This window comes from Streptomyces sp. NPDC002788, from assembly GCF_053592115.1.
On sequence record NZ_JBSFVB010000016.1, the window covers coordinates 161,382 to 187,701 of the forward strand.

A 26,320-nucleotide genomic window follows, 5' to 3' on the forward strand; every position below is an offset into this window, starting at 1 on the left:
ACGGGCTCCTTCCCGTTCGGGAGGGAGCCCGTTCCCGTCACCAGGTGAAGCCCGGGTTCACGTGCATGCAGGCCTTGTCGTCCGCGCCGTTGAGGGCGTCGGCCGACTCGGGGGTCTTGTTGTTGCGCTCGGGTGCCTCGTAGTCGGTGCCGGTACGCCAGTCCGCGCCGACGACGAGGGTGACGCCCGTGACGTCGGTCGACCGCTTCACCGAACCGAGCGGGATACCGAGGGACTTGGCCACCCGCCGGGCGTCGCCCTCCAGGTCGGCGCTCGGGTAGCGGACGACGGTCGTGCCCTCGCTCCAGGAGCCGCCGGTGTCGGCGACGGCCTCGGTGAAGCCCTTCTCCTTCAACAGCCCGGCCACCGTGCTCGCACGCCCACCGGCCGGGGCCAGGGTGTCGGTGCGGGTGCCGTTGCGGACCTGGACGGCGATGGCGTCGTCGGCCGCGGCCGGGTCGGTGGAGGCCTTCTCCTCGGTCGCCCTCTTCGGCTCGTCCTTGCCGTCCAGGGCGATGTCCTCCCTCACCAGCCGGAACAGCTGCTCGGCGTCCTCGGTGGGCTCGACCCGGGCGCCCACGTACCGGTTGGGCATGGTGGTCATGGTGATGCGTTCCGGCTCCACCCTGCGCAGCTCGTTGCTGAGGTCGTAGAGCTTCCTGACGGTGTCGAGGCCCGGGTCGACGGTCATGGCCCGGGTGGCTTCCTCGGCGAGCCTGCGCAGCTGGTTCGGGCTGCTGAGGGTGGCGTTGTCGCGCAGCCGGCGGACCATCGCGTTCATGTACATGTGCTGGGCCTTGGCGCGGGCGAGGTCGCTGCCGTCCTCGAAACCGTAACGGGTGCGCAGCCACTGCAGGGCCTGCTCGCCCTGGATGTAGGAGGTGCCCTTCTCCAGTTTCAGGCCCGAGCCCTTGCCGTCGGAGGTGCGGGAGTGGATGTTGGCGTCCACGCACACCGGGACTCCGCCGACGGCGTCCGCCATCGACACCACGCCCGCGAAGTCGACCATGATGAAGTGGTCGATGCGGATGCCGGTGAGCTCCTGCCAGGTGGCGACGGTGCAGCCGGGGCCGCCGTGCCCGAGGCTCTGGTTGGTCATCGTCCGGCCCCGCGTCGCCGGGTACACCTTGCCGTCGTCCGGGTCGGTGCACTTGGGGATCTTCACCAGGGTGTCGCGGGGCATGCTGATGACCGACATGTTGGTGCGGTCGGCGGACAGGTGCAGCAGCATCTGGACGTCCGCGAGGGGGGTGCCGCCGAAGGTCTCGCGGGCACCGCCGAGTTTCTGGTTCTCCTCGGTGTCCCGCGCGTCGGATCCGATGAGCAGGATGTTCAACGGCGTCTGACCGGCGGCGTTCGGTGTCGGAGCGGCGACCTTGCTGTCGCCGAGGTTGAGGTCGTCCTTCTTGATGTTGCCGTTCAGACGCAGGTAGTAGACGTAACCGGCGCCAGCGGTCCCGAGTATCAGAACGGCCAGCACGACCGCGGCCCACTTCAGGGCCCGCCGCCGACGCGAAGGGCGGGCGCCGCGGAGCCGGCCGCTGCCCTCACCGCCGCTGCCCGAACCGCCGTCGCGGCCGGAGGCCGGGGCGCCGCGCGGCGGTGTGTCCCCGTCGTGCGCTCGCGCACCGCTGCCCTCGCGGGTGGGTGTCTTCGCGTCCTTGGCCGGAGTGCCGTCGCTGCCGGGGGTGTTCGCGTCGTCGGCCGGGGTGCCGTCGGCGGGTGTCTTCGTGTTCCGTGCCCGGCGGTCATTGCCCGGTGTCGCCGATGTTCCGTCGCCGGCAGGCCGCTGGGCGCCCGGTGCCGGCTCGTCACCGTCCGTGCCCCGGGTGCCGGGCTCGACCTCGTCCACTCCCGGTTCGCGGACGCTCCGTCGCGCTCCGTCCTCCCGCACACCGCTCTGCGTCACTTCCCCGGTCCTCTCCGCCCCCGGCGCATGCAACAGGCCCGTCCTGCCCCCTGTTAGACGCACGACGGGCCTGTCAGTTGCCCTCAGCGGGTCAACTCGCGCACTTGACCTTGTCGGCCGTGGACTTCTCCACGTCCGGCACCTCGACCGGGGCGTTCAGCTTCACGCCGGCGCCCTCGAAGTCCCTGCCGAGGGTCAGGGTCATCGCGGGCAGCCCCTGGGAGTTGGTCACACTCTCGCCGGGCTTCAGCGCGGACCCGGACAGGCCCATGATGTCGGCGAGGCGGCGGGCCTGATCGGCCTGGTCGGGGGCGTACTCGAGGGTCGTCTTCGCGAGCGCGGCGGGCGCGTTGCCGGCGTTCTCGGACTTGGTGACGCCCTCCTCGACCTGGAGGTACCGGACCATCTTCTGTGCACCGCCGGCGACAGCACCGCCGTTGAAGATCCGGACCCGGACCTCGGAGGCCGGGGCCTTGGTGCCCTTCAGCCGCGCCGCCTCGGCGTCCTTCTCCTTCTTCTTCTGCTGCTTGACCTCGGTGAAGGAGACATCGTTCTTGATCATGTCGAACACCTGGGGAGCCCGCGACTCGTTGAGGACGACCGTCGCCTTCACCGTCTCCGCCGGGTTGTCCTTCACCGGGACCGTCGTGAAGGTGATGTTCTTCGTCGGCACCTGCTTCAGCTCCAGCGCGACATCCTTCAGCGTGCCGACCGAGCCGATCGCCTTGTCCACGGTCAGCGCCTCGGTCGCGGCCTCGGCCAGCTTCAGCAGCTTGGAGGGGCTCGTGAGGGTGTCGCCTGAGGACATCTTGCGCATCAGCGAGCCGAGGAACTGCTGCTGCACCTTGATCCGGTCGAGGTCACCGCTGTTGCCGAAGCTCTTGCGGGTCCGGACGAACGCGAGGGCCTGCTCGCCCTCGACCTTCGACGGGCCCGCGGGCAGGACGAGTTTGGACTCCTTGTCGTTGACCGCCTTCTCCACACACACGTCGACCCCGTCCACCGCCGTGGTCAGCGTCTTCACCGCGTTGAAGTCGGCCATCATGAAGTGGTCGACGGAGATGCCGGTGTTCTCCTTCACCGTGCGCATCGTGCAGCCCGGGTCCCGGCCGCTCTCCCCGAGGCTGCGGTTGAACCGGACGCCCCGCTGGCCCGGGACGATCTTCTCCGAGCCGTCCTCGAGCTTCGTCGGGCAGTCGGGGATGTTCACGATCAGGTCCCGGGGGATGCTGAGCGCGGTCGCGTTGGAGCGGTCCTTGGCGACGTGCAGCAGGATCGTGGTGTCGGCGTGCCCGGAGCTGCCCTTGTCGCCGTAGCCCTCGTTGCCCTCACCGGTGCGCTTGTCCGTGCCGATGATGAGGATGCTGAAGGCCTCGTCCTTGCTGAAGTTGCCGGCACCGGCGCTGCCGATGTCGGTCGTCTTGACGTTGCCCTCCAGGTGCCGGAGGTAGAAGTAGCCGGCCGCGCCGACCCCGACCAGCACGAACGCCATCGTGCCGCCGGTCCACATCAGCGCCTTCTTCGCCTTCTTGGGCTTGCGCTGCACCGACCGGCGTCCACCTCGCCGGCCCACCGCGGGCTCCTCGGGCACGGCGCGGCGCCTGCGCTGCGGCGGAACGTCCTTGCGGGTCGCGCCTCCACGGGGAGCCGCCGTACGCGGGGCTCCTGAACGGGCGGCCGCCGTACGCGGAGCCGCCGTGGATGCGTGTGTCCCGGGAACCGGCGACCGCGATGCGGACGGGGTCAGTCGCAGTTCGTATTCACCGGTCTTCGGATTGAGTACCCATTGGTCTGCGGGGTCCGTCTGGCCCCCCCGCCCACGGTGTTGCGCGTCCACGGTCGTCCGATTCCTCCGTCGGGGCACGCGGCGCCCTCTCCCCCCGGAAGGCGCGCACGGGTACTTGGTCATCACAGAAGCACTGGATCGCTCACACTATCCGCCCAGTTGAACGTCGGTGTGCGCTGAATGACAAATTCAACATCCACACACGGGGCAATACATCCCAAGTCCGCGAACGGGGATTCGGCGGACCCGTGTGCGTGTGACGCTCCGGCAGCTACCAGCGATAGGGCTTGTAGACGTCCATGCACGTACCGGCGTCCGAGCCGTTGAGCGCGTCCGCGTCGCCGGGCAGATCCTCGGCCTTGGGCTTCGGCGGCTTCGGATACGCCGTACCCGTACGCCAGTCGGCGCCCACGTCGACCGTGACGCCCGAGACGTCGGTCGACCGCCGCACGGAACTCGACGGGATGCCCAGCGACTTGGCGACCCGCCGCGCGTCACCCTCCAGCTCGGCGCCCGGGTAGCGCACGACGGTCCGCTCCTCGGAGAGCGCGCCGGAGGTGTCCGCGGCGGCCTTCGTGAAGCCCTTCCCGACGAGCGACTGCGCGACGGCGCCCGCGCGTCCGGCGACCGGCCCGAGCGTGCTCGAACGTGTGGCGTTCCGCACCAGGACGCCGATCTCGCCGTCCGGGGCGGCCGGGTCCGGGGAGGGCTTCGCTCCGGCCTTCTTCGCCGTGCCCCGCTTCCCGCCCTTGCCGTCGAAGGGCACGTCGTCGCGGAGCATCTGCCACACCCGGTCGGCGTCGGCGCCGGCCGGAACCAGGTGGTTGGCGTCCCGGGGGTCCGCGGCCGTGGGCAGCGTCGTCATGGTGATGCGGTCCGTCGGAACCGTCCTCAGCTGCGTCCCCAGGTCGTACAGCTTCTTGACCGTGCCGATCTCCTCCGAGACGTGCAGCGACTTCGTGGCCGCCTCCGCGAGGTCCGTCAGCCTGCCGGTGTCGGTGAAGACGTTCTGCGCCTTGAGCGTGCGGATCATCGAGTTCATGTACATGTGCTGCGCCCGGGCCCGCAGCGGGTCGCTGCCCCAGGCGTGGCGGGTGCGCAGCCACCGCAGCGCCTGCTCGCCCTTGACCTTCGGGTGGCCGGCCCGCAGCTTCAGGCCGGAGCCGCCGGGCACACCCGGCAGCGGGCGGTCCCACACGTTCTGGTTCACGCAGACCTCGACCCCGCCGACGGCGTCCGCCATCTGCACCACGCCGGCGAAGTCGATCGTCATCCAGTGGTCGATGTAGACCCCGGTGAGGTTCTCCCAGGTCGCCAGCGTGCAGCCCGCTCCGCCACGGGCCAGCGAGGTGTTGATGATGGTGTTGACCGGCCGGTACGTCCGGCCGCTCCTCGGGTCGGTGCACTTCGGTATGTCGACCCGGGTGTCGCGCGGAATGCTCACCACGGACGCGCTCTTGCGGTCGGCGGCCAGGTGGATGAGCATCTGCACGTCGCCGAGCGGGGGGTTGCCGCGGCTGTCCCGGCCACCGCCCAGCCGGACGTTCTCGTCGGAGGCACGGCTGTCCGAGCCGATCAGCAGGATGTTCAGGGGCGTCTGCCCCGCCGCGTTCGGCTCCGCCCTGGTGGCCTCGAAGTCGCCGCTGCTGCGCCGGCCCTTGTGGATGTTGCCGTTCAGGTGCTCGTAGTAGACGCAGCCGGCACCGGCCGTCGCGAGGACGAGCACCGAGAGGCCGGTAACCGACCAGCGCAGGACGCGGCCGCCGCGGCGGCCGGGCGGCCGGCCCCCGGAGCCGCCGGCACCCGCGGACCTGTCCGGTCCGCTTCCGTCCGTGGCCGGACCCCGCGGAACGGCACCCGGCTTCGTCCCCTCCCCGTACACACTGCTGCCCTGCGCCATCTCTCCCGCTTCCCCACCCCGCGTGCGTTCGCGCGTCATCGGACACGGCCCGCCGTACGCCCTGTGAGACGTACGGCGGGCCGGTCAGGTCACTCGGCGCACTCGACCTTGTCCGCCGTGGACTTGTCGACGCCCTCCGGTGCCTTCGCCGGCGCGGTCAGGGAGACGCCCGCGCCCTCGAAGTCCTTGCCGAGGGTCAGGGTCATCGCGGGCAGCCCCTGGGAGTTGGTCACGCTCTTGCCCGGCTTCATCGCGGACCCGGACAGGCCCATGATGTCGGCGAGGCGGCGGGCCTGCTCGGCCTGGTCGGGCGCGTACTCCAGCGTCGTCTTCGCCAGGGCGGCGGGCGCGTTGCCGGCGTTCTCCGACTTGGTCACGCCCTCCTCGTTCTGCAGCCAGCTGAGCGTCTCCTGCGCGCTCCCGGCGACGGCACCGCCGTTGAGGATCCGCACCCGCACCTCGGAGGCCGGGGCCTTGGTGCCCTTCAGCCGGGCGGCCACCGCGGCGGCCTCCTTCTTCTTCTGCTCCTTGACCGCGGTGAAGGAGACGTCGTTCCTGATCATGCTGAAGACCTGCGGGGCCGTCGACTCGTTGAGGACGACCGTGGCCTTCACCGTCTCCGCCGGGTTGTCGATCACCGGCACGGTGGTGAAGGTCAGGTTCTTGGTGTCCAGCTTGCCCAGCTCCAGACCGAGGTCCTTCAGCTTGCCGATGCTGTCCAGCTGCGAGTCGACGGTCAGCGCCTTCGTGCCCGCCTCGGCCAGGTCGAGCATCTTCGACGGGTTGGTCAGCGTGTCGTTGGACTTCAGCTTGCGCATCAGCGCACTCAGGAACTGCTGTTGCAGCCCGATCCGGCTCAGGTCGCCGCCGAAGCCGACGGCGTGCCGGGTCCGCACGAACGCCAGCGCCTGCTCGCCCTCGATGGTGTGCGTGCCCTTCGACAGCTTCAGATGCGAGTCCGGGTCGTCTATGTCCTTGCCCAGGCAGACCTCGACCCCACCCACCGCGCTGGTCAGGGTCTTGACCGCGTTGAAGTCGGCCACCATGAAGTTGTCCGGCTTGACCCCGGTCAGCTCGGTCACGGTCCGCATGGTGCAGCTGGGCGTACGGCCGTCCTGGCCGAGGCTGGTGTTGAAGCGGACCTGCTGCGTGCCGGGGATGACCTTCTGGGAGCCGTCCTCCTGCGTGGTCGGGCAGTCCGGCACGTCCACGATCAGGTCACGCGGGATGCTCAGCGCGGTGGCGTTCGAACGGTCCTTGGAGACGTGCAGCAGGATGGTGGTGTCGGCGTGCCCGACACTGCCCGCGTCGCCGTACTTCTCGTTGCCCTTGCCGGTGCGCTTGTCGGTGCCGATCAGCAGGATGTTGATCGCCTTGTCCTTCTCGAAGCCACCGGTGCTCGCGCCGTCGTCGGAGAAGGAGGCGATGTTGTCGTTCAGGTGCTCGATGTAGAAGTACGCGGCGCCCGCACCCGCGACCAGCACGAACGCCATCGTGCCGCCGGTCCACAGCAGGGCCTTCCTGCCCTTCGAGGCCTTCTTGGCCGGCCGCCTGCCGCGCCGCCCCGGCAGCGGCTCCTCCGGCGCCCCGCGGCGCCTGCGCGGCTGCACCGCACGTCCCTGCGTCTCGCGTCGCGGCCGGCCGGGCGCCTCCGTACGGCCGCGCGCCTCGGTACCGCCGCGCGCCTCTGTACGGCCGCGCGCCTCTGTACGGCCGCGCGCCGGCGGGTCCGCGTCGGAGGACGGCGGCCTGCGGGGCCCGGGGACGGCCGACTGCGGTGCGGAAGAACCCAGTCGCAGTTCGTATTCGCCGGTGTCCGGGTTGAGCACCCACTGGTCTGCGGGATCGATGTCGTCCGCCCGCCCACGGCCTTGCGCGTCCACGGTTGTCTGATTCCTCCGTCGGGGCACGCGGCGCCTTCCCCTCCAAGGCGCTCGGGTCTCGGTCACAGTGCGCGAACTCAGGACCGTCCCTCAGAGCCGGGCGCACCGGATCGCTCACACTAACCGCCCACTCCAGCGTCAAACGACGACCGTGACAAATTCCACGTCCCTACACCTGGGCAATTCGCCCATTTCTCAGGTGAAGAGTTCGTTCCCTTGGAGTGACCTTGGTGCCCGCTTTACTCACAGGTGTCCTCGGCTGCCGTGTTCCCCCGGAACGTCGGTGGAGGAGAAACGGTGACGGAGGGCTTCCCGGAAGGCCCCGGATGTGAATCCCCGTGGGGCCCGGCACGCGCGTCGGGAGGCCTCAGCGGGGCGGAACCGTGCGGTACGTTTCCCGCCACGACCACGGGTGTGTCGGTGCGCAGCCGTTCGAACAGTTTCTCCGCCTCGGGCTCCACGAGTTGGTCGCGATTGGCGTCGTACGCGTACGACTCCCGGGGGACGGTGAGGAATTGCACTTGTTCCATGGGGATGTGGCGCAGACCCCGCACGAGTTCGTACAAGCCGCGCAGGCTCGCCAGATCCGGGTCGGTTGTGAGAGAGGACGTGGCGGCGTCCAGCACGGGATACAGCTTTGCCGGATTCAGCAGAACGTCATTGCTGCGCACCTTGTTGACGAGCGCCCCGAGGAATCGTTGCTGCCGCTCCATCCGCTCCGTGTCGCTGCCGTCGCCGAGGGACTTGCGGGCGCGGACGTAGCCGAGGGCCTGCTCGCCGTCGAGCGTCACCCGCCCGGCGGGCAGGCTCAGCTTGGCGGCGCGGTCGTCGATCGGTTCCCGCAGGCACACCCCGACGCCGTCGACCGCGTCCACCATCTTCTTGAAGCCGTGGAAGTCGACGACGACGTGGTGGTCGACGCGGATGCGGGTGAGCTTCTCGACGGTCCGGATGGTGCAGGCCGAACCGCCCACCTGGAAGGCCTGGTTGAACATGGCGAACCGGGGCGCGCTGCGGGACCCGTCCGGGCGGCGGCAGCCCGGCATGTCCACCATCAGGTCCCGGGGGAGGGAGACGGCGGTGGCACTGCGCCGGCCCGCGGACAGGTGCAGCAGGATCGCGGTGTCGGACCGCTCGGTGCCCGGGTTTCTCCCGTACCGGGCGTTGCCGTCGCCCTCACGCGAGTCCGATCCGATCAGCAGGATGTTCCGCGCGTCCTTGACCAGGGCGGTGGGCCGCTCCTTGTCGTACCGCGCGAGTTCGGCCGCGGCCGCCTCGTCGGGCGTGATGTTCCCGCTGAGCTTGGCGTACACGACCCAGCCGGCGCCCCCGGCCGCGACGACGACACCGGTGACCCCGAACGCCGCGATCCGCACCCACCGCCGCCGGCGCCGCCGCACCAGCCCCCGGCCGCTGGCGGAGGCCCCGGCCCCCGGCCCCAGCCTCCGCAAGGACACACCACCGGTGTCGGCCACGACAGGGACCACCCCTCCTGACGCCTGACATGCGAACGTGCCGCGCGCACTGTTCCTACGACTGTGGCGCGGCCGGGCGCCGGGGGAGGGGTGGGGATGGGCCGAACGGGGGAGGGGCCCGGCCGCGGTCTTCCTCAGCCGCGGGCGACGGCCGTGACCCGCTCGCTCTCGATCCGCTTGTCCAGCACCCCGTCCCCGGCCCGCTCCAGGTTCCGGCACAGCACCACGGAACCCCCCGTGGCGAGCGGCCCGTACAACCCCGCGTTCAGCCCCTCCCACGTGTCGTAGGCAAGCGCCGACAGAATCCGCGACCCGGGCCCGGTCAGCCCCAGTCCCGTCGCCTCGGCCCGGGCCCGCTCGACGACCTCGGCCCCGCTGAACTCCCGTCCGGCCACGATCAGTGCGGGCCCCTCCGGATCCACCGGCGCGTACGGCACGAACCGGTCCCCCTGCCCCGGCACCTCCACCGCGTAGTCGACGAAGCCCTCGGGCACCTGCGGGAACCGCCCGCCGAGCGGCCGCAGCGCCATCGCGATCCGTGCCCCGGAGCACGCCCGAGCCGTCTCCAGCCCGTCCGGTCCGCTCACCACGACATCGGCGGCCCGGACTTCCCCGGTCATGTCCGCGACGGCCCCTACCGACGAACACGCCAGCAGCCACACCGCCGTCTGCCAGTGCGCGGGCAGCAGCAGCGCCACCCGGTCCCCGGGCTCGACGGACAACTCGTCCTGGAGCAGGTTCGAGGTCTTGGCCACCCAATTGGCGAAGGTGGCCACGGAGAGTTCGACCCGTTCGCCCGTGGCGTCGTCGTAGAAGGTCACCAGGGGACGTCCCGGATCCGCGGCGAGCGCGGAACCCAGCAGGTCGGCGGGGGTGCGATCGGTGGCGTTCACCGCGCAAGCGTACGCAACACCCGGGCCCGCACCCAACGGCCCGCCCACCGCCCCGGCGCGAATCCGCCACCGGTTCGGCCGAACCCCGACCGACAGTCCGTCAACTCCCAAATAGACAGACTTATACGACTATGTCCAAGATCAGGGGCATGCGTGGATTCCTTGCCTCCTCGATCGGTGTCACTTGTGCGGCCGCTCTGGCCCTTCCCCTCACCCCGCCCGCCCTCGCGGCGACCGCTGGACCGGTGCCGACCAGGGAAGCCGCCACGGCGGCGAGACCCGCGCCCCCTGCGGGGACGCCGCCCACGACCACCCGCCGCGCTGCCGAACCGTTCACCCCCGGCAGCACCCAGTCCCTCCCCCTGGAACCCCTCACCCGCAACCGCGCCACCCCCTCCGCCCCTGCCACCGAGCAGGGCCTGCCCCGCCGTGCCGTACGCCACTTCTCCCTCGTCGGGGTCGTCTGGGACGACCCCGAAGCCGAATTGCACGGCCGCGTCCAGGTCCGCACCCGCGCCGTGGAGACCGGCGCCTGGTCGGGCTGGCAGGACGTGGAGACCCACAACACCGAGCACGCCGCCGACCGGGACACACCCGAGAGCACGTCGGGGCGTGTGCGAGGCGCCACCGCCCCGCTGTGGGTGGGCGACTCCGACGGCGTGGAACTCCGGGTCCGCTCCGAGGCCGAGAGCACGGAAGCCGACGCCGCGCAGAACGGCACGGGCGCCCGCACCCTGCCCGCCGCGCCCCCGCTCCCCTTCGGCCTCCGCCTCGAACTGGTCGACCCGGGAGACGACGCCCCACCGCCCGGCGCCCCGGCGGACGGCACCCGCACCGCCGGCCTCGGCTTCGAGGCCTACGCGGCGACCGAGGCCTCCGCCGTCAACGCCGACCTCGCCCCCCTCGACGCCACCGAGATCGCGGCCCTGAACCGCGCGGAGACCGAGTGGGAGCTCCCCGCGTCCCGCGCGGGCGAGCTGACCGGGCAACAGCGGGCGAAGCCGTACGTCGGCCCGCGTCCGCGTATCGTCACCCGGCGCGGCTGGGGGGCGGACGAGGGGTTGCGGGAGCAGGGATTCCGGTACACGAAGAAGGTCCGGGCGGCCTTCGTGCACCACACCGCCGGCGGCAACACGTACCGCTGCTCGCAGGTCCCGTCACTCATCCGCAGTATCTACCGGTACCACGTCAAGAGCATGGGCTGGCGGGACATCGGCTACAACTTCGTCATCGACAAGTGCGGAAAGATCTACGAGGGCCGCGCCGGGGGCGTGGCGAAGCCGGTCCTCGGCGCGCACACGCTTGGTTTCAACAGCGACAGCATGGGGATCGCCGTCCTCGGGTCGTACGGCACCACCAAGCCGTCGAAGGCCGCGGTCAAGGCCGTCGCCCGGTTGGCCGCCTGGAAGCTGGGGCTGTACGGGGTGAATCCGAAGGGAAAAACTTACCTGACGTCAGCCGGAAGCAATCTCTACCGAAAAGGTAAGAAGGTACAACTGAACGTGATTTCGGGGCACCGGGACGGCTTCTTGACGGAGTGCCCCGGGCGGAAGCTCTACGGCAAGCTCGGCTCGGCCCGCTCCAAGGCGGCCCGTTACCAGGGTCGCTGAGCACACGTTCACCGCCGTCGAGGGGGATACGGGGGCATGGGGTGGAATGCCGCACGGCCAGCGAAGGCGCCACGGAGCGGTCTGCATACACTGACCGGCCGAAAGACAGTTCGGCCGGTCCCGGCAGGAAGCAGAGACGACACGTGACAGAAGCGATCCTCCTGGTCGGCGGCAAGGGCACCCGGCTGCGCCCGCTCACGGTGCACACGCCCAAGCCCATGGTTCCGGCGGCCGGGGTGCCCTTCCTCACGCACCAGCTGGCGAGAGCGAGAGCGGCGGGCGTCGAACACATCGTCCTGGCCACGTCCTATCTCGCCGAGGTCTTCGAGCCGTACTTCGGCGACGGGTCCGCGCTCGGGCTCCACCTCGAGTACGTGACGGAGGAAGAGCCCCTGGGCACGGGCGGCGCCATCCGCAACGTGGCCTCCCGGCTGCACTCGGGGCCCGAGGACCCGGTCCTGATCTTCAACGGCGACATCCTGACCGGCCTCGACATCCGGGCCCTGGTCGACACCCACGAGACGACGGGCGCTGACGTCTCCCTGCACCTCACCAGGGTCACCGACCCACGCGCCTACGGCCTGGTGCCCACGGACGACACGGGCAGGGTCCTGGCTTTCCTGGAGAAGCCGCAGACCCCCGAGGAGATCGTCACCGACCAGATCAACGCGGGGGCGTACGTCTTCCGCCGCTCGGTCATCGACACGATCCCACTGGGCAGGCCCGTGTCGGTGGAGCGGGAGACCTTCCCGGACCTCCTGTCCGGCGGCGCCCACCTCCAGGGCATGGTCGACTCCACCTACTGGCTGGACCTGGGCACCCCGGCCGCCTTCGTACGGGGCTCGGCGGACCTGGTCCTGGGCCGGGCCCCGTCGCCCGCCGTCCCCGGCCGCTGCGGCGACCGCCTGGTCCTGCCGACGGCCCAGGTCGCGTCCGACGCGAAGCTGTCCGGCGGCACGGTGGTGGGCGAGGGCGCGTTCGTCGCCGAGGGCGCGCGCGTCTTCGGCAGCACGATCCTGCCGGGCGCGGTGATCGAACCGGGCGCCGTCATCACCGACTCCCTGATCGGCACCCGGGCCCGCGTAGGCGAACGCTCCGTCCTCACGGGCACCGTCATCGGCGACGGCGCGGTGATCGGCCCCGACAACGAACTCCTCGAGGGCACTCGCATATGGTGCGACGCCCGCATACCGGCGGGAGCGGTCCGCTTCTCGTCCGACCAGTAGCGCCTGACGCCGGGTGCGCACCGGCGGGTGCGGGCACGTCGCGGCTGACGCCGCAGGGTTGCCCGCGCCCGTCCCGCCGGTTGCGGCACACGCACTCCTGCGGCCCACACCGCGGCCCGGTCTGCGGGCCCGCGGTGGCCGTCTGGCCTGGAGGCTCGCGGTGGCCGCGCCGGCTGCGGGCGATGGTGCCGCTGGGGCCCGAGAGCTTGGGGGAGGCACCCCGCAGCGCCGGGTCGCGCAACTCCCCGCCCCCGGCACACACGCCGAGTACCGGGAAACGGGGCAGCGCGTCACAACCCCCCGATATCCCACCGAGGCATCTTCGGCGCCCTCCGCCCCGGCACCCTCCCGCTCAGCAGGATCAACCGAGCCGCCCGATGCCGCTGCCCCGCATACGGCTCCAGCAGCTCCAGCATCACGGAGTCATCCGCGTCCCGGTCCCCGGCCAGCGCCCACCCCACGATCCCCGGCAGATGCAGATCCCCCACCGTCACCTCATCCGCCGCCCCGTGACTGCGCTGCACCGTCTCCGTGGAGGTCCACGGCCCGATCCCCGGCACGACCTCCAGCCGCGCCCGAGCCGCCCCCGGCTCCATCCCCACCGCCTGCTCCAGCCGCGCGGCGACCCGCACGGCACGCACAATCGTCGACGCCCGCTTGTCGTCGACCCCAACCCGATGCCATTCCCACGACGGAATCAGCGCCCACGTCCGAGGCGCCGGCATCACATACATCCGCCCGGGCGCCGGCCCCGGCGCGGGCTCCCCGAACTTCCGGACCAGCAACCGCCACGCCCGATACGCGTCATCGGTGGTGACCTTCTGCTCCAGGATCGACGGGATCAGCGACTCCAGCACCAGCCCGCTCCGCGTCAGCCGCAGTCCGGGCCGCCGATGCCGGGCCATCGCCAGCAGCCGATGCCGCGGCACGAACGCCGACGGATCATCCGCGGCCCCGAGCATCTCCGGCAGCCGGTCCAGCAACCACTCCGCCCCCGGCCCCCAGGCCTCCCCGCGCACCCCGCCGCCGTACGCGCACACCCGCAGCGTCCCGGGCCCGCCCGGCGTGAGACTGGCCCGCCACACGGACCCGTCCGGCATCGCCCGGAACGTCGGATCCCCGGGACCGCGCCGCAAGGGCCCGAGCACCAGGCCCAGATCCAGCGGTCCGTCCGGCACCCAGTCCCGTACCCGCCCCGGCCCCGCCGCCTGCCGCGGCACGCCCCCGCCCACGGCGACATGCCCACCGCGCACGGACGTACGAGTGGGCCGCGGAGCGAACCGTCCTGCCATGGGTGAAGTCCCTGAATGAGGTCGCGGGGTACGGAGAGGGCCCTACGAGGGTAGGCCCCGGCCGGCGCCTTTCACCGCACCTCGATGAACGCCCCCGCGTCCCGCTCCGCCCGCGGCCGCGGTTCCTCCGCCGGATGCCCGACCGCCACCGCCCCCATCGGGTCCCAGTCGCCCGGCAGCCCCAGCACCTCGCGCACCACGTCCCGGCAGAACATCGTCGACGACACCCATGCCGAGCCCAGCCGCTCTCCGGCCAGCGCGACCAGGAAGTTCTGCACGCCGGCCCCCGCGGCGACCACGAACATCTCCCGCTCGGCCCCGTCACGCCGGACGTCGCCGTAGGTGTGCGAGCCGTCCATGACCAGACAGGGCACGACGAGGTACGGCGCGTTCCGCAGGACGTCACCGCGTCCGACCCGTTTGGCGATCGACTCCTCCGTCTTGCCGTCCCGCCGCAGATCGGCGATCCACGCGTCCCGCATGGCGTCGAGCAGCCGCGTCCGCGACTCCTCCGACTCCAGCAGCACGAACCGCCACGGCGTGGTGTGGTGCGGTGCCGGCGCGGTCACGGCGGCGGCCACGGCCCGCCGTACGGCACCGGGGTCGACGGGCTCGTCCGTGAAGGACCGCACCGTGCGCCGCTGGGTCACGGCCAGCGTTACCGCCTCCGAGGTGCCGAGGCGGAACATGTCGTCGCGGGCGCCGCGGACCATGGCCCGTGCTCCCTCGCCGTCGCCGCCGTCCGCCACCACGTGCGGGAGCCCGCGCACCACGGCGACGGGCAGACCCGCCGACTTGCCCTTGACCAGGTCGCCCGCGGCGGCGAGCTCGTCGGCCGTGGCGACGACGGTGGCGCTGAGCGGATTGCCGTACGCGTCCGTGCCCCCGCGCAGATCGTCGAGCACACGCACTCCGGCGGCGCCGATCGCGACGTCCGTGAGCCCAGCGCGCCAGGGGCGCCCGAACGTGTCGGTGACGACGACACCGACGTCGACGCCGAGGGTGTCCCGCAGCCCGTCGCGGATCACGCGGGCGGACGCGTCCGGGTCCTCGGGCAGCAACAGCACCGTCCCCTCAGGGGTGTTGGAGGCGTCGACCCCGGCCGCGGCCATGACGAGGCCCTGCCGGTTCTCGACGATCCGCAGACTGCCGCGCCGGGCGACCACCCGGACCGTCTCGGCGTCGATCGCGGCCTCCCGGTCGGCGGCCTGGACGATGCGGCCCTCCGCCTTGGAGACGATCTTCGAGGTGACGAGCAGCACGTCCCCGTCGGCCAGCCCGGGCTCGGCGGCCGCGATCAGCTTGGCCAGATCGTCCCCGGCCGCGACTTCGGGCAGCCCGCCCAGGGCCCACACCCGGTACCCGCCGGCCCCTCGCTCCTCGCCGCTCACGCGCCGCGCACCTCCTCCGCCAGTGCCAGCGCCTCCCGGGCCATCCGCGCGGTCGCGTCGGCGTCGGTCATCATCAGCGGCACGGCCCGGCAGCGGACTCCGGCCGCCTCGACCTGCTCCACCGCGCCCGCGTCCACCGTGTCGACGAGCCAGCCGTCCAGCAGGCCCGAACCGTAGTGCTCGGCCACGGCGGTGGCGGTCGACTCCACGCCCACGGCGGCGAGCACCTTGTCGGCCATGCCCCGCACGGGAGCGTCGCCGACGATGGGGGACAGGCCGATCACCGGCACCCCGGCGTCGGCGATCGCCTCCCGGATGCCGGGGACGGCGAGGATCGTGCCGATCGACACGACCGGGTTGGAAGGCGGGAAGAGGATGACGTCCGCCTCGGCGATGGACTCCAGGACGCCCGGCGCGGGCTTCGCCTGGTCGGCGCCCACCGGCACGACCGCCTCGGCGGGCACCGAGGCGCGCAGCCGCACCCAGTACTCCTGGAAGTGGATCGCCTTGCGCTCGCCGTCGATCTCGACGGCCACGTGGGTCTCGACACGGTCGTCGGACATCGGGATCAGCCGCACGCCCGGCTGCCACCGGTCGCACAGCGCCTGGGTCACCGCGCTCAGCGGGTACCCGGCGGCGATCATCTGCGTCCGCACGATGTGCGTGGCGAAGTCCCGGTCGCCCAGCCCGAACCACTCGGGCCCGACGCCGTAGGCCGCGAGCTCCTCCTTGAGGTGGAAGGTCTCGTCGGCGCGCCCCCAGCCCTGCTCCTCGTTGATGCCGCCGCCGAGTGTGTACATCACCGTGTCGAGGTCCGGGCAGACCTTCAGCCCGAAGAGGTGGATGTCGTCCCCGGTGTTGCCGATGACCGTGATGTCCGCGTCCGGCACGGCCCGCTTCAGACCACGCAGGAACCGGGCACCACCGATGCCGCCTGCCAGAACCACAATGCGCATGGGAGCAAGTCTTGCAGGCGGCTACGACAACCGGTCAGGCAGTCACGACACCCGGCTCGGTACCGGCCTCGCAGTGCGGGGCCGTGGGGATCCCCCCGGCCGAACGAAGGGGGGACCGGGGGAGCATCGGCATCTCCGTCAGGCCCGGGTAGTAGACGTGGAGGCTCACGGCCGGATCGAGTGCGTCGTTCACGACCTCGTGCGCGTACCCCGGCGCGAACACCCGTTGCGCGCCCGCACGCAACGCGCGCGTGCCCTGTTCCGTGCGCTCGGTCAGCGTGCCGTCCAGCACGGTCAGCACGCCGGAGGAGCGGCCGTGGTCGTGCAGCCCGCTGCCCTGCCCGGGCACCCAGGACAGCAGCCACACCTCGTAACCGGGGCCGGTGCGCAGCCGGTGGTACCAGCGGCTGGTCGCGTCGTAGCGGACGAGGTGCTCCCACTGGGAGCGGTCGGCGGCGATGGAGCGGGCGAGTCCGACGAACTCGGCGACGGTGGCCGGGTGCTCGCGCGGGGTCTTCAGGAGATGCCGGACTTCGAGGATGTCGCCGGCGATCTGGAGGTCGCTGTCGCTGTTCATGGGGTGCGGTGGTTCCTCGGCAAGGAGTGGAAAGTCGGTGGGGGTGTCGCGTCGCGTGTGCCCGAGGTCGCGGGCGGCGACGGGGAGGGCCCTGGTGGAGCGGAGGCAACAAGCCGAGTCGCGGGTGACTCGGCGGCAGCCGGAGCGCGTTCGGCTCAACAGCTGGAACAGCAACAGCTACAGCGAGCGCGGGCAGCACCGTGGGACCCGGCGGTGCGGGTCGAGGTGAGTGCCGAGTTCGCGAGCATGCCCACTAGGACACCGGTTCACACCTTCACTGTCAACTCGGCACCCGGTATGTGGGATGAGATTCACCTCATCCGGTCGATCGCTCAGATGAAAGGTTTGTTCATGGCCCACCCGGGACACATGGCGTCCATCCGGGGTGCGCAAACCCCGTTGTGGACTCGTGATCCGAATGTGATCCGGTTCGCTTCGAGGTGCGTGTCGGAACGAGATCGAACCTCTGGGCGTCCTTCCCCGTGAGGGGCCTGCGAGGGTCCGGCGGACGGTGTGAGCCCTCACGGGCTTCATCGGTGTGTCAGGTTTTATGGTGATTTGAACACTTTCCGCATGGGCTTGGTTCCGCAGAGTGAATAAGGGGCTCAATAGCAGATCTCGGCTTGACTCGCCCGGAGCAGCACACTTGTAATTTCACTCGTGTCGTTCAGCCGGAATCGGTAACGGCTAGATCACGGGGACGCGAAAGACAGACGAGGGGCGCACATGACCGAGACGGTGCAGCAACTGCTGGTCGACGACGCGGACGAGGAACTCGGCTGGCAGGAGCGCGCACTGTGCGCCCAGACCGACCCCGAGTCCTTCTTCCCCGAGAAGGGCGGCTCGACCCGGGAGGCCAAGAAGGTCTGCCTCGCCTGTGAGGTCCGCTCCGAATGCCTTGAGTACGCCCTCGCCAACGACGAGCGATTCGGCATCTGGGGCGGCCTGTCCGAGCGGGAGCGCCGCCGGCTGAAGAAGGCCGCGGTCTGACCAGGGCCTCTCGGACAACGCACGTACGCACGGTTCGATCGGCCCGTCGCCAGCGGTCGTCCACAGGCGGCGGGCCGCCTTGCCCGCCCGTCTCCGGACCACCGCCCCTGAACGAGGCGCTGCGCGCCGCCCCTGTTGGACTGCCGATAGTGTGGTCGCTCGTCCGAGACGCCCCGCTGCCCCCACCGGGCGCGGGCGTCCACCGCAGTCCACCGAACCGGGGCCCGTACCTCGATGTCCGTGCACAGCCACTCGGCAGCTCATCACGACGCCGCTGCCACACCTGAGTTCCCGCGTCATGTGGTGACCGCGGTCCTCGTCTCCCACGACGGCGCCCGCTGGCTGCCCGACGCGCTCGCCGGGCTGCTCGGCCAGGAGCGCCCCGTCCAGTACGCGATGGGGGCCGACACCGGCAGCGCGGACGGCTCCGCCCAGCTGGTCACCGACGCCCTCGGCGCCGACCGGGTGCTGCACCTGGCCCGCCGCACCGGCTTCGGCCAGGCTGTCGAGGAGTGCGACCGCACCGCCCCGGCCCTCACCCCGGACGAGCTGCCGTACCTGAAGCGGCCCAGCGGCTGGGACCCGGTCACGCGCACGTGGCGCGACGACGCCTACGACCTGGCCGACCTCCCGCACGGCGAGCCGGTCCAGTGGCTGTGGCTGTTGCACGACGACTGCGCCCCGGAACCGGACGCCCTGGCCCAGCTGCTGCGGGTCGTGGACAACGAGTACGAACTCGGCCGCGAGGACGTGGCTGTCGTCGGCCCCAAGCTGCGGGGCTGGTACGACCGGCGGCAGCTGCTGGAGGTCGGCGTCTCCATCGCCAACTCCGGCCGCCGCTGGACCGGCCTGGACCGCCGCGAGCAGGACCAGGGCCAGCACGACCACGTCCGGTCCGTGCTGTCGGTGTCCACCGCCGGCATGCTGATCCGCCGCGACGTCTTCGAGCAGCTCGGCGGCTTCGACCGGCATCTTCCCCTCATGCGCGACGACGTCGACCTGTGCTGGCGCGCGCACGCGGCCGGCTACCGCGTCCTGATCGCCCCCGAGGCGGTCGTCCGGCACGCCGAGGCGGCCTCCCGCGAGCGCCGCACCGTCGACTGCGTGGGCCGGACGGCCGCCTCCCCGCACAAGGTCGACAAGGCCGGCGCCGTCTACACCCTGCTCGTCAACACGCGTACCGCCGTGCTCCCCTGGGTGCTGCTGCGCATCGTGCTCGGCACCCTGCTGCGGACCGTCGCCTACCTCGTCGGCAAGGTCCCCGGCCAGGCCGTCGACGAAATCCGGGGCCTGGTGGGCACGCTGCTCAGGCCCGAGCGGATCCTCGCCGGCCGGCGCGGCAGAGGCGCTCCCCGGATCGACAAGGACGAGCTGCGGCAGCTGTTCCCACCCCCCGGCGCGACCATCCGTGTCACCGTCGAACAGGTCGCCGGCAACCTCGTCGGCCGCTCCGACCCGGAAGCCGCCTCCGGCGCGGGCCGGCACGGCGGCGCGGTCGAATCGGGTCCCGGCGGCGACGACGCCGAGTTCCTGGAGATCGAGCAGTTCGCCCGGCTCAAGCGCATCGCACGCAAGCCCGGACCGGTGCTCTTCCTGGTGCTGCTGCTCGTCTCCCTGGTCGCCTGCCGCCAACTCCTCGGCGGCGGCGCGCTCGCGGGCGGCGCCCTGCTGCCCGCCCCGGCGGACTCCTCCGACCTGTGGGCGCGCTACCTGGACGCCTGGCACCCGGTAGGCGCCGGAGGCACCTCCTCCGCGCCGCCGTACCTCGCGATCGTGGCGATGCTGGCGTCCCTGCTGTTCGGCTCGACCGGCCTGGCCGTCACGCTCCTGCTGGTCTGCTCGGTGCCGCTGGCCGGTCTCACCGCCTACTTCGCCTCCCGCCCGCTGGTCGAGTCCCGGCTGCTGCGCGCCTGGGCGGCCGTCGTCTACGCCTTCCTGCCCGCCGCCACCGGCGCCCTCGCCGGCGGCCGCATCGGCACCGCCGTCCTCGCCGTGCTGCTGCCGCTCATCGCCCGCGCGGGCATCGCGGCCGGCGGCCTGACCAACCCCGAGGGCACCCGCGGCAGTTGGCGCGCCACCTGGGCCTACGCGCTGCTGCTGACCATCACCACGGCGTTCACGCCCGTCGTGTGGCCCATCGCGCTGCTCCTCGGCCTCGGGCTGCTGGTCCTGCAGCGGTCCGACATCACCGCCTACGGGCTGCGGTTCCTCGCCCAGCTCGGCACGCCCCTGCTGCTCCTCGCGCCCTGGTCGCTGACGCTGCTGCCGTTCGGCTTCTTCAAGGAAGCCGGCCTGGAGTACGGCTCCTCGGCCGCCTCCGCCGTCGACCTGCTCGGGGCCGCCCCGGGAGGCCCGGGCACCGTCAGCGGACTCATGCTCATCGGCATCGTGCTGGCCGCGCTCGCCGCCCTGCTGCGCTCGGAACGCCGGTTGGGCATCGGGACGGCCTGGGTGGTCGCCCTGACCGGCTTCGTCTTCGCGGTCCTGGCCAACAGCTCCACCTGGGCCGGCCCCGCGACCCTGGTCTACGGCATCGGCCTCCTGGCGGCCGCCGCGCTCGGCGCCGACGGGGCACGCGCGCGCGTGGCCGAGCAGAGCTTCGGCTGGCGCCAGCCGGTCGCCGCGCTGATCGCCTTCGCCTCGGCCGCGGGCCCGCTGCTCATCGCCGCCGGCTGGATGATCCGAGGCGCCGACGGACCCCTGGAGCGGCGCGACCCGACCCAGGTCCCCGCGTTCGTCGCCGAGGAGAGCGGCACGAGCGACCAGGCCCGCACCCTCGTCCTCGACAGCGACTCCGCCGCCCACGTCGGCTACGTGCTGGTCCGCGGCTCCGGCGCCCGCCTGGGCGACGGCGAGATCGCCGCGGCCGACGGCGAGAACGGCAGGCTCGACAAGGTCGTCGCCAACCTCGTCGCCGGTTCCGGCGCCGACCAGGTCGACCAGCTCGGCAACTTCGCCGTCCGCTACGTCCTCGTCCACCGGGGCGCGCCCCGCGAGGTCACCCGCGTCCTGGACGCCACGCCCGGCCTGACCCGGCTCAGCCAGCAGGACGGCGGCGCGCTGTGGCGCATCGACCGGGAGGTCGCCCGCGCCACCATCGTCCCCGCCTCCGGATCCGGCACCCCGCAGCCTGTCGCCGCCGGGCCCGTCGACATCCACACCACGATCCCGACCGGCGCCGGCGGACGCGTGCTGCGCCTCGCCGACACCGCCTCCGAGGGCTGGACGGCCACGCTCGACGGCAAGCCGCTGACCCGCACCACGGTCGACGGCTGGGCCCAGGGCTTCGAACTTCCCGCCGGCGGCGGCACGCTGGACGTCACCTACCACGACCCGATCGGCCACACCGCCTGGCTGTGGACGCAGGGAGTGCTCGCCCTCGTCCTCGTGGTGCTCGCCCTGCCCGGCCGGCGCCGCGACGTGGACGACGACCTGCCCGAGGAGCCCGCCGTCCCGGCCCAGGCCGTCGCCGGCGAGGGCCGCCGCGCCCGCCGCCTGCGCGCCGCCCAGGCCGAAGCCGAGGCCGAAGGGGCGGGAGTGCCCGAGGAGTTCCCGCCGCCGCAGCCCGAGCAGCCCCCGGCTGCCGTGCCGCAGCAGCAGAACGGCCAGTGGGACACGGCGGCGTACGCGGGCGACGAGTACGGCGGCTACGGCGCCGACCAGTACCAGGGCGCCCCCTACCCGGTGGACGCGTACGGGCAGCCGTACCAGGTGGACCCGTACCAGGGCGGCCAGTACGACCCGTACGCCTACGGCGCGCCCCAGACGCCGTACGACCAGGCCGGCTATGACCAGGCGGGCTACGACCAGACCTACAACCAGGGCTACGGCACGCCGCACGACCCGGCGCAGGAGCACCACCCCCACGGCACGGGCAGCGAGCGTCCCGACGGGAGCCAGCAGTGAACCGCACCACCCTGTCCCTGATCGCCGGCGCGACCGCGCTCGCCGCCGTCACCGGCTTCGCCGTGCTGTCCGCTCCCCACGCCCCGGGCGCGGACACCGGCGCCAAGGCGGCCGCCCGACTGCCCGTGGAGCGCACGAGTCTGCTGTGCCCGGCGCCCAGCCTGTCCGACATCGCCGAGACGTCCTACACCTCGTTCACGCCCGTCACGAAGGGCACCGGAAGCGGTGGCAAGGCCGAACTCAAGGCCGCCGCCGAGAAGTCGGCGGACGGCGCGGGCACGGGTGGCTCGGCCGCGGGCGGTGACAAGGGCAAGGGCGACGGGAAGTCCGGCAAGGACAAGACCGACGAGCCCGTACTGACCCCGAAGGAGCCCGGCAAGCCGGCCACCGGCGACAGCTCCGGCGCGGACGCGCCCGCACTCGTCGGCACCGCGGACGGCCGTTTCGCGCCCGGCTGGACCCTCCAGGAGACGACGGAGGTCGCCGCCGGGACGGGCCGGGGCCTCCAGGGCGTCAACTGCACGGCCCCGGATACGAACTTCTGGTTCCCCGGCGCCAGCACGGCGCCCGAGCGCACCGACTACGTGCACCTGACGAACCCCGACGACTCGCCTGCCGTGGTCGACCTCGAGCTCTACGGCAAGGACGGCGCCCTGAAGTCCGCGGTGGGGGAGGGCATCACCGTCCAGCCGCACTCCAGCGAGCCGGTCCTGCTGTCCACCCTCACCGACCAGGAGCAGACCGACCTCACGGTGCACGTCAACGTCCGCAGCGGTCGCGTCGGCGCCGCCGTGCAGGCCCTGGACGACAAGATCGGCGGCGACTGGCTGGCCGCGTCCGCGGACCCGGCCGGCAGCCTGGTCCTGCCCGGCATCCCCAAGGACGCCACCTCCGTACGCCTGGTCGCCTTCACCCCCGGCGACGCCGACGCCGACCTGAAGGTGCGCCTGGCCTCCCCCTCCGGGCTGATCACCCCGGCCGGTCACGAGACGGTGCACGTCAAGGGCGGCATGACGACCGCCGTCGACCTGGGCGACGTCACGCGCGGCGAGGCGGGCTCCCTGGTGCTGACGCCGACGGACCAGTCGGTGCCGGTCGTGGCGGCCCTGCGGGTCGTACGGGGCAAGGGCGCCAAGCAGGAGACCGCGTTCATCCCGGCCACCCGCCCCGTCGGCGCGCGCGCGACGTCCGCGGACAACAGCGCCAAGGGCAGCACCCTGTCCCTGACCGCCCCCGACCGCGCCGCCACGGTCAAGATCACCGCCTCGGCGGGCAGCGAGGGCGGCACCCCCGTGTCGAAGACGTACACGATCAAGGCGGGCACGACCCGGGACATCGAACCCCCGGCCCCCAGCGGCCTGAAGGGCACCTACGCCCTCACGGTCGAGGCGGTCTCCGGCGGCCCGGTCTACGGCGCCCGCACCCTGGCGGCGATGGAGGACGGCGTCCCCGCCTTCACCGTGCAGACGCTGCCCGACGACCGCGGGACGGTGGCCGTACCGGAGGCGGACGAGGACCTGTCGGTGCTGCAGAAGTAGGACGGCGGGGTCAGAAGCAGGCGGCCCTGGCTCGGCCTCGGCCCGGCCGGGGAGCGGGCGTCCGCCGCGGTCCGGGATGCCGGAGGCCGGCAATCCCGGCCCCCGGGGCGTCTCAGCCCTGGTCCTCGCCGTACCGTGGATCGACGGTCTCCGGCGTCAGCCCCAGGAGCTCGGCGACCTGCTCGACGACGACCTCGTGCACCAGCGCCGCCCGCTCGTCGCGCCCCTTGGTGCGGATCTCGACCGGCCGCCGGTAGACGACCACGCGCGCGGGGCGTCCCTCGCGCGCGCTGACGGTGCCGCCGAGCGGAACCGCCTCGTCGTGCCAGGCCTGGCCGGGCCCGTCGAGCCGCGGCACCTCGAGGACCAGGAAATCGATGTCGGCGAGCTGCGGCCACCGCCGCTCCAGGCGCTCCACGGAGTCCTGCACCAGGTCCGCGAACGCCTCCGCGCGGCTCGCGGCGAGCGGCACCTGCGGGGGTGCGATCGGGCCGCGCATGCCCCGGCCGTGTCGGTCGCGACGGCGGGGCCCGGCGGCGGCGCGGGGCGTTACGGGCTTGTCCATCACTGGTGAAGGGTAGTCCCCGCCGCGCCCGTGTGCCCGGCACCGCACGGCGGCACGGACGGCTTCCGGCCGACCCGCACGGCATGTCGTCACATGACCATTCAAGCCAAGGTTGGACTTGATTCCGTATCCCTCCTAGACCGGCGCCTCCACGGCAATTGAGTGTTTTGTGACGACTCTTGACCGCTTGCGGGACGGTTCGACACCTCGCACTAGAGTGTCCGGGCAGGTCAGTAAGGTGTGCCCGAAGGGGGGTGTGGGGCGTTTCACAGCACGACACGGGGGAGTGACCTGGTGGAGAGTCGTCGCGGCCCGCTCAAGAGTGCGGTACCGTCCAACGTCGTGAGCCCTGTACGTCGCTGTTCGCGCACCGCCTGCGGCCGTCCCGCCGTCGCGACGCTGACGTACGTCTACGCCGACTCGACCGCGGTCCTCGGCCCGCTCGCCACCTACGCCGAACCCCATTGCTACGACCTGTGCGCCGAGCACTCCGAGCGCCTCACCGCGCCGCGCGGCTGGGAGGTCGTCCGGCTCCTCGACGGCTCGGCCCCGGCCCGGCCCAGCGGTGACGACCTGGAAGCGCTTGCGAACGCCGTGCGTGAGGCGGCCCGCCCTCAGGAGCGGCGGGCGGCCGGGGCCGGCGGCGGTCGCGCGGCCGACCCGATGGAGGTCGCCCGGCGCGGGCACCTGCGGGTCCTGCGGTCGCCCGACAACTGATCCACTCCCCGGTTCTCCACGCGTCTCCCCGCGTGCCCTCATCGCTCCCCGCAGAACCCGACCGCCGTCCGCGCGGCCGTCGGACTCGCGGGCCACGAGGGCGACTTGCCGCGCAGGGCGCTGCCGTGGAGTCCGGGCCCGCTGCCGGGAATGTGCCTGATCGTGGTCGGCCCGAGCACACAGACCCTGGCCGGACGCCGTCGTGACCTCAGGCGACGGCCGGGGGTTCTCTTGGCATCCGCCCAGTGCGCTCTCAGCGGGCGGGGGTAGTTTGGGCGGACCGACAGTACTTTTTCAGGAAGGTTGGCCGTGGCTGCTGATCTGTCGCAGGTCGTGAAGGCGTACGACGTACGCGGGGTCGTCCCCGACCAGTGGGACGAGTCCCTGGCCGAACTCTTCGGAGCGGCCTTCGTGCAGGTCACCGGCGCGAGCGCCATCGCGACCGGGCACGACATGCGGCCCTCGTCGCCGGGCCTGTCGCGTGCCTTCGCGCGGGGGGCGGCCGCTCAGGGCGCCGACGTGACGGAGATCGGCCTGTGCTCGACGGACCAGCTGTACTACGCCTCGGGCGCGCTGAACCTGCCGGGCGCCATGTTCACCGCCTCCCACAACCCGGCGCAGTACAACGGGATCAAGATGTGCCGCACGGGCGCCGCCCCGGTCGGCCAGGACACGGGCCTCGCGGAGATCCGTGAACTGGTCGAGCGCTGGAGCGAGTCGGGCGCCCCGGAGCCGGCCGCGAAGACCGGCACGATCACCGCCCGTGACACGTTGTCGGACTACGCGGCACACCTCCGCTCACTGGTCGACCTGACCTCCATCCGCCCCCTGAAGGTCGTCGTCGACGCCGGCAACGGCATGGGCGGGCACACGGTCCCCGAGGTCTTCGCCGGCCTGCCCCTGACGCTGGTGCCGATGTACTTCGAGCTCGACGGCACCTTCCCCAACCACGAGGCCAACCCCCTCGACCCGGCCAATCTCGTCGACCTGCAGAAGCGGGTCCGCGAGCAGGGCGCCGACCTGGGCCTCGCCTTCGACGGCGACGCCGACCGCTGCTTCGTCGTCGACGAGCGCGGCGAGCCGGTCTCCCCGTCGGCGATCACCGCCCTGGTCGCTTCCCGCGAACTGGCCCGGCACGGTGGCAAGGGCACGGTCATCCACAACCTGATCACGTCCTGGTCGGTCCCCGAGGTCGTCGAGGAGAACGGCGGCACCCCGTTGCGCACCCGCGTGGGCCACTCCTTCATCAAGGCCGAGATGGCCCGCACCGGCGCGATCTTCGGCGGCGAGCACTCCGCCCACTACTACTTCCGCGACTTCTGGAACGCCGACACGGGCATGCTGGCCGCCCTGCACGTCCTCGCCGCGCTGGGCGGGCAGGACACCCCCCTCTCCTCCCTCGTGTCCGAGTACGACCGGTACACCGGCTCCGGCGAGATCAACTCCACGGTCGCCGACCAGCAGGCCAGCCTCGCCGCGATCCGTTCCGCCTACGAGGCCCGCGAAGGCATCACCCTCGACGACCTCGACGGCCTCACGGTCACCTCCAGCGACTGGTGGTTCAACGTCCGTCCGTCCAACACCGAGCCCCTGCTGCGGCTGAACGCGGAGGCGAGGGACCCGGAGACGATGACGAGGGTGCGGGACGAGGTGCTGGGGATCATCAGGGGCTGACCACCGGCGGTACCCTGACCAGGCACAACCGC

The 26,320-nt window shown here is 72.2% G+C and carries 18 protein-coding genes; 7 read left to right on the forward strand and 11 right to left on the reverse strand.

Features of this window, described 5'->3' with window-relative positions:
* Positions 1-37 precede the first annotated feature (37 nt).
* The 6 genes from ACWD1U_RS27925 to ACWD1U_RS27950 form a co-directional block, all read right to left on the reverse strand.
* On the reverse strand, positions 38-1,909 hold the full coding sequence (locus ACWD1U_RS27925; protein ID WP_451111576.1) for an LCP family protein: 1,872 nt from the start codon (positions 1,907-1,909) through the stop codon (positions 38-40).
* Positions 1,910-2,000: 91 nt separating this feature from the next.
* Positions 2,001-3,746, reverse strand: coding sequence for an LCP family protein (locus tag ACWD1U_RS27930; protein WP_451111578.1), 1,746 nt, complete (start codon positions 3,744-3,746; stop codon positions 2,001-2,003).
* 220 nt (positions 3,747-3,966) lie between these two features.
* The gene (locus ACWD1U_RS27935; RefSeq protein ID WP_451111580.1) at positions 3,967-5,595 is read right to left on the reverse strand and encodes an LCP family protein; all 1,629 of its coding nucleotides are present in this window, start codon (positions 5,593-5,595) and stop codon (positions 3,967-3,969) included.
* Positions 5,596-5,684: 89 nt separating this feature from the next.
* Positions 5,685-7,478, reverse strand: coding sequence for an LCP family glycopolymer transferase (locus tag ACWD1U_RS27940; protein WP_451111581.1), 1,794 nt, complete (start codon positions 7,476-7,478; stop codon positions 5,685-5,687).
* Between the two features lie 239 nt (positions 7,479-7,717).
* On the reverse strand, positions 7,718-8,953 hold the full coding sequence (locus ACWD1U_RS27945; RefSeq protein ID WP_451111583.1) for an LCP family protein: 1,236 nt from the start codon (positions 8,951-8,953) through the stop codon (positions 7,718-7,720).
* A 134-nt stretch (positions 8,954-9,087) separates the two neighbouring features.
* Complete coding sequence (locus ACWD1U_RS27950; RefSeq protein ID WP_451111584.1) at positions 9,088-9,846, reverse strand: TIGR03089 family protein; 759 nt, start codon at positions 9,844-9,846, stop codon at positions 9,088-9,090.
* A 149-nt stretch (positions 9,847-9,995) separates the two neighbouring features.
* On the opposite strand from ACWD1U_RS27950, the gene ACWD1U_RS27955 reads away from it, so the two are divergent.
* The gene (locus tag ACWD1U_RS27955; RefSeq protein WP_451111585.1) at positions 9,996-11,456 is read left to right on the forward strand and encodes a peptidoglycan recognition protein family protein; all 1,461 of its coding nucleotides are present in this window, start codon (positions 9,996-9,998) and stop codon (positions 11,454-11,456) included.
* A gap of 143 nt (positions 11,457-11,599) precedes the next feature.
* Complete coding sequence (locus tag ACWD1U_RS27960) at positions 11,600-12,682, forward strand: sugar phosphate nucleotidyltransferase (RefSeq protein WP_451111586.1); 1,083 nt, start codon at positions 11,600-11,602, stop codon at positions 12,680-12,682.
* Positions 12,683-12,972: 290 nt separating this feature from the next.
* Here the strand turns inward: ACWD1U_RS27960 and ACWD1U_RS27965 are convergent, their stop codons facing one another.
* The 4 genes from ACWD1U_RS27965 to ACWD1U_RS27980 all read right to left on the reverse strand — a co-directional run bounded on the left by ACWD1U_RS27965 (position 12,973) and on the right by ACWD1U_RS27980 (position 16,898).
* Entirely contained in the window at positions 12,973-13,974 is a 1,002-nt protein-coding gene (locus tag ACWD1U_RS27965; protein WP_451111587.1) for a DNA-3-methyladenine glycosylase family protein, read from the reverse strand.
* A 71-nt stretch (positions 13,975-14,045) separates the two neighbouring features.
* On the reverse strand, positions 14,046-15,365 hold the full coding sequence (locus ACWD1U_RS27970) for a coenzyme F420-0:L-glutamate ligase (RefSeq protein ID WP_451111589.1): 1,320 nt from the start codon (positions 15,363-15,365) through the stop codon (positions 14,046-14,048).
* Positions 15,362-16,321, reverse strand: coding sequence for a 2-phospho-L-lactate transferase (gene cofD / locus ACWD1U_RS27975; RefSeq protein ID WP_451111591.1), 960 nt, complete (start codon positions 16,319-16,321; stop codon positions 15,362-15,364). The genes ACWD1U_RS27970 and cofD overlap by 4 nt, the downstream gene beginning before the upstream one ends.
* A gap of 34 nt (positions 16,322-16,355) precedes the next feature.
* Positions 16,356-16,898, reverse strand: coding sequence for a cysteine dioxygenase (locus tag ACWD1U_RS27980; RefSeq protein ID WP_451111592.1), 543 nt, complete (start codon positions 16,896-16,898; stop codon positions 16,356-16,358).
* Between the two features lie 726 nt (positions 16,899-17,624).
* Between ACWD1U_RS27980 and ACWD1U_RS27985 the strand changes: the two genes are divergently transcribed.
* The 3 genes from ACWD1U_RS27985 (at position 17,625) to ACWD1U_RS27995 (ending at position 23,332) form a co-directional block, all read left to right on the forward strand.
* A complete protein-coding gene (locus ACWD1U_RS27985) occupies positions 17,625-17,888 on the forward strand; it encodes a WhiB family transcriptional regulator (protein WP_010034659.1) in 264 nt (87 codons plus the stop codon).
* A gap of 234 nt (positions 17,889-18,122) precedes the next feature.
* A complete protein-coding gene (locus ACWD1U_RS27990; RefSeq protein ID WP_451111594.1) occupies positions 18,123-21,794 on the forward strand; it encodes a glycosyltransferase in 3,672 nt (1,223 codons plus the stop codon).
* Entirely contained in the window at positions 21,791-23,332 is a 1,542-nt protein-coding gene (locus ACWD1U_RS27995; RefSeq protein ID WP_451111596.1) for a DUF5719 family protein, read from the forward strand. The genes ACWD1U_RS27990 and ACWD1U_RS27995 overlap by 4 nt, the downstream gene beginning before the upstream one ends.
* Before the next feature lie 112 nt (positions 23,333-23,444).
* Here ACWD1U_RS27995 and ACWD1U_RS28000 read toward each other — a convergent pair whose 3' ends face one another.
* Complete coding sequence (locus ACWD1U_RS28000) at positions 23,445-23,897, reverse strand: metallopeptidase family protein (RefSeq protein ID WP_451111598.1); 453 nt, start codon at positions 23,895-23,897, stop codon at positions 23,445-23,447.
* Between the two features lie 294 nt (positions 23,898-24,191).
* Here ACWD1U_RS28000 and ACWD1U_RS28005 point away from each other — a divergent pair, with 294 nt between their 5' ends.
* Entirely contained in the window at positions 24,192-24,614 is a 423-nt protein-coding gene (locus tag ACWD1U_RS28005; protein ID WP_451111599.1) for a DUF3499 domain-containing protein, read from the forward strand.
* A gap of 309 nt (positions 24,615-24,923) precedes the next feature.
* Positions 24,924-26,288, forward strand: a complete 1,365-nt coding sequence (locus tag ACWD1U_RS28010) for a phosphomannomutase/phosphoglucomutase (RefSeq protein WP_451111601.1) — start codon at positions 24,924-24,926, stop codon at positions 26,286-26,288.
* Positions 26,289-26,320 lie beyond the last annotated feature (32 nt).

Bases quoted from the DNA above. Each gene is read 5' to 3' on its own strand.
- ACWD1U_RS28000 (WP_451111598.1), bottom strand. From the start codon at position 23,897: ATGGACAAGCCCGTAACGCCCCGCGCCGCCGCCGGGCCCCGCCGTCGC.
- ACWD1U_RS27955 (WP_451111585.1), top strand. From the start codon at position 9,996: ATGCGTGGATTCCTTGCCTCCTCGATCGGTGTCACTTGTGCGGCCGCT.
- cofD (WP_451111591.1), bottom strand. From the start codon at position 16,321: ATGCGCATTGTGGTTCTGGCAGGCGGCATCGGTGGTGCCCGGTTCCTG.
- ACWD1U_RS27965 (WP_451111587.1), bottom strand. From the start codon at position 13,974: ATGGCAGGACGGTTCGCTCCGCGGCCCACTCGTACGTCCGTGCGCGGT.
- ACWD1U_RS27990 (WP_451111594.1), top strand. From the start codon at position 18,123: ATGTCCGTGCACAGCCACTCGGCAGCTCATCACGACGCCGCTGCCACA.
- ACWD1U_RS27935 (WP_451111580.1), bottom strand. From the start codon at position 5,595: ATGGCGCAGGGCAGCAGTGTGTACGGGGAGGGGACGAAGCCGGGTGCC.
- ACWD1U_RS27980 (WP_451111592.1), bottom strand. From the start codon at position 16,898: ATGAACAGCGACAGCGACCTCCAGATCGCCGGCGACATCCTCGAAGTC.
- ACWD1U_RS27985 (WP_010034659.1), top strand. From the start codon at position 17,625: ATGACCGAGACGGTGCAGCAACTGCTGGTCGACGACGCGGACGAGGAA.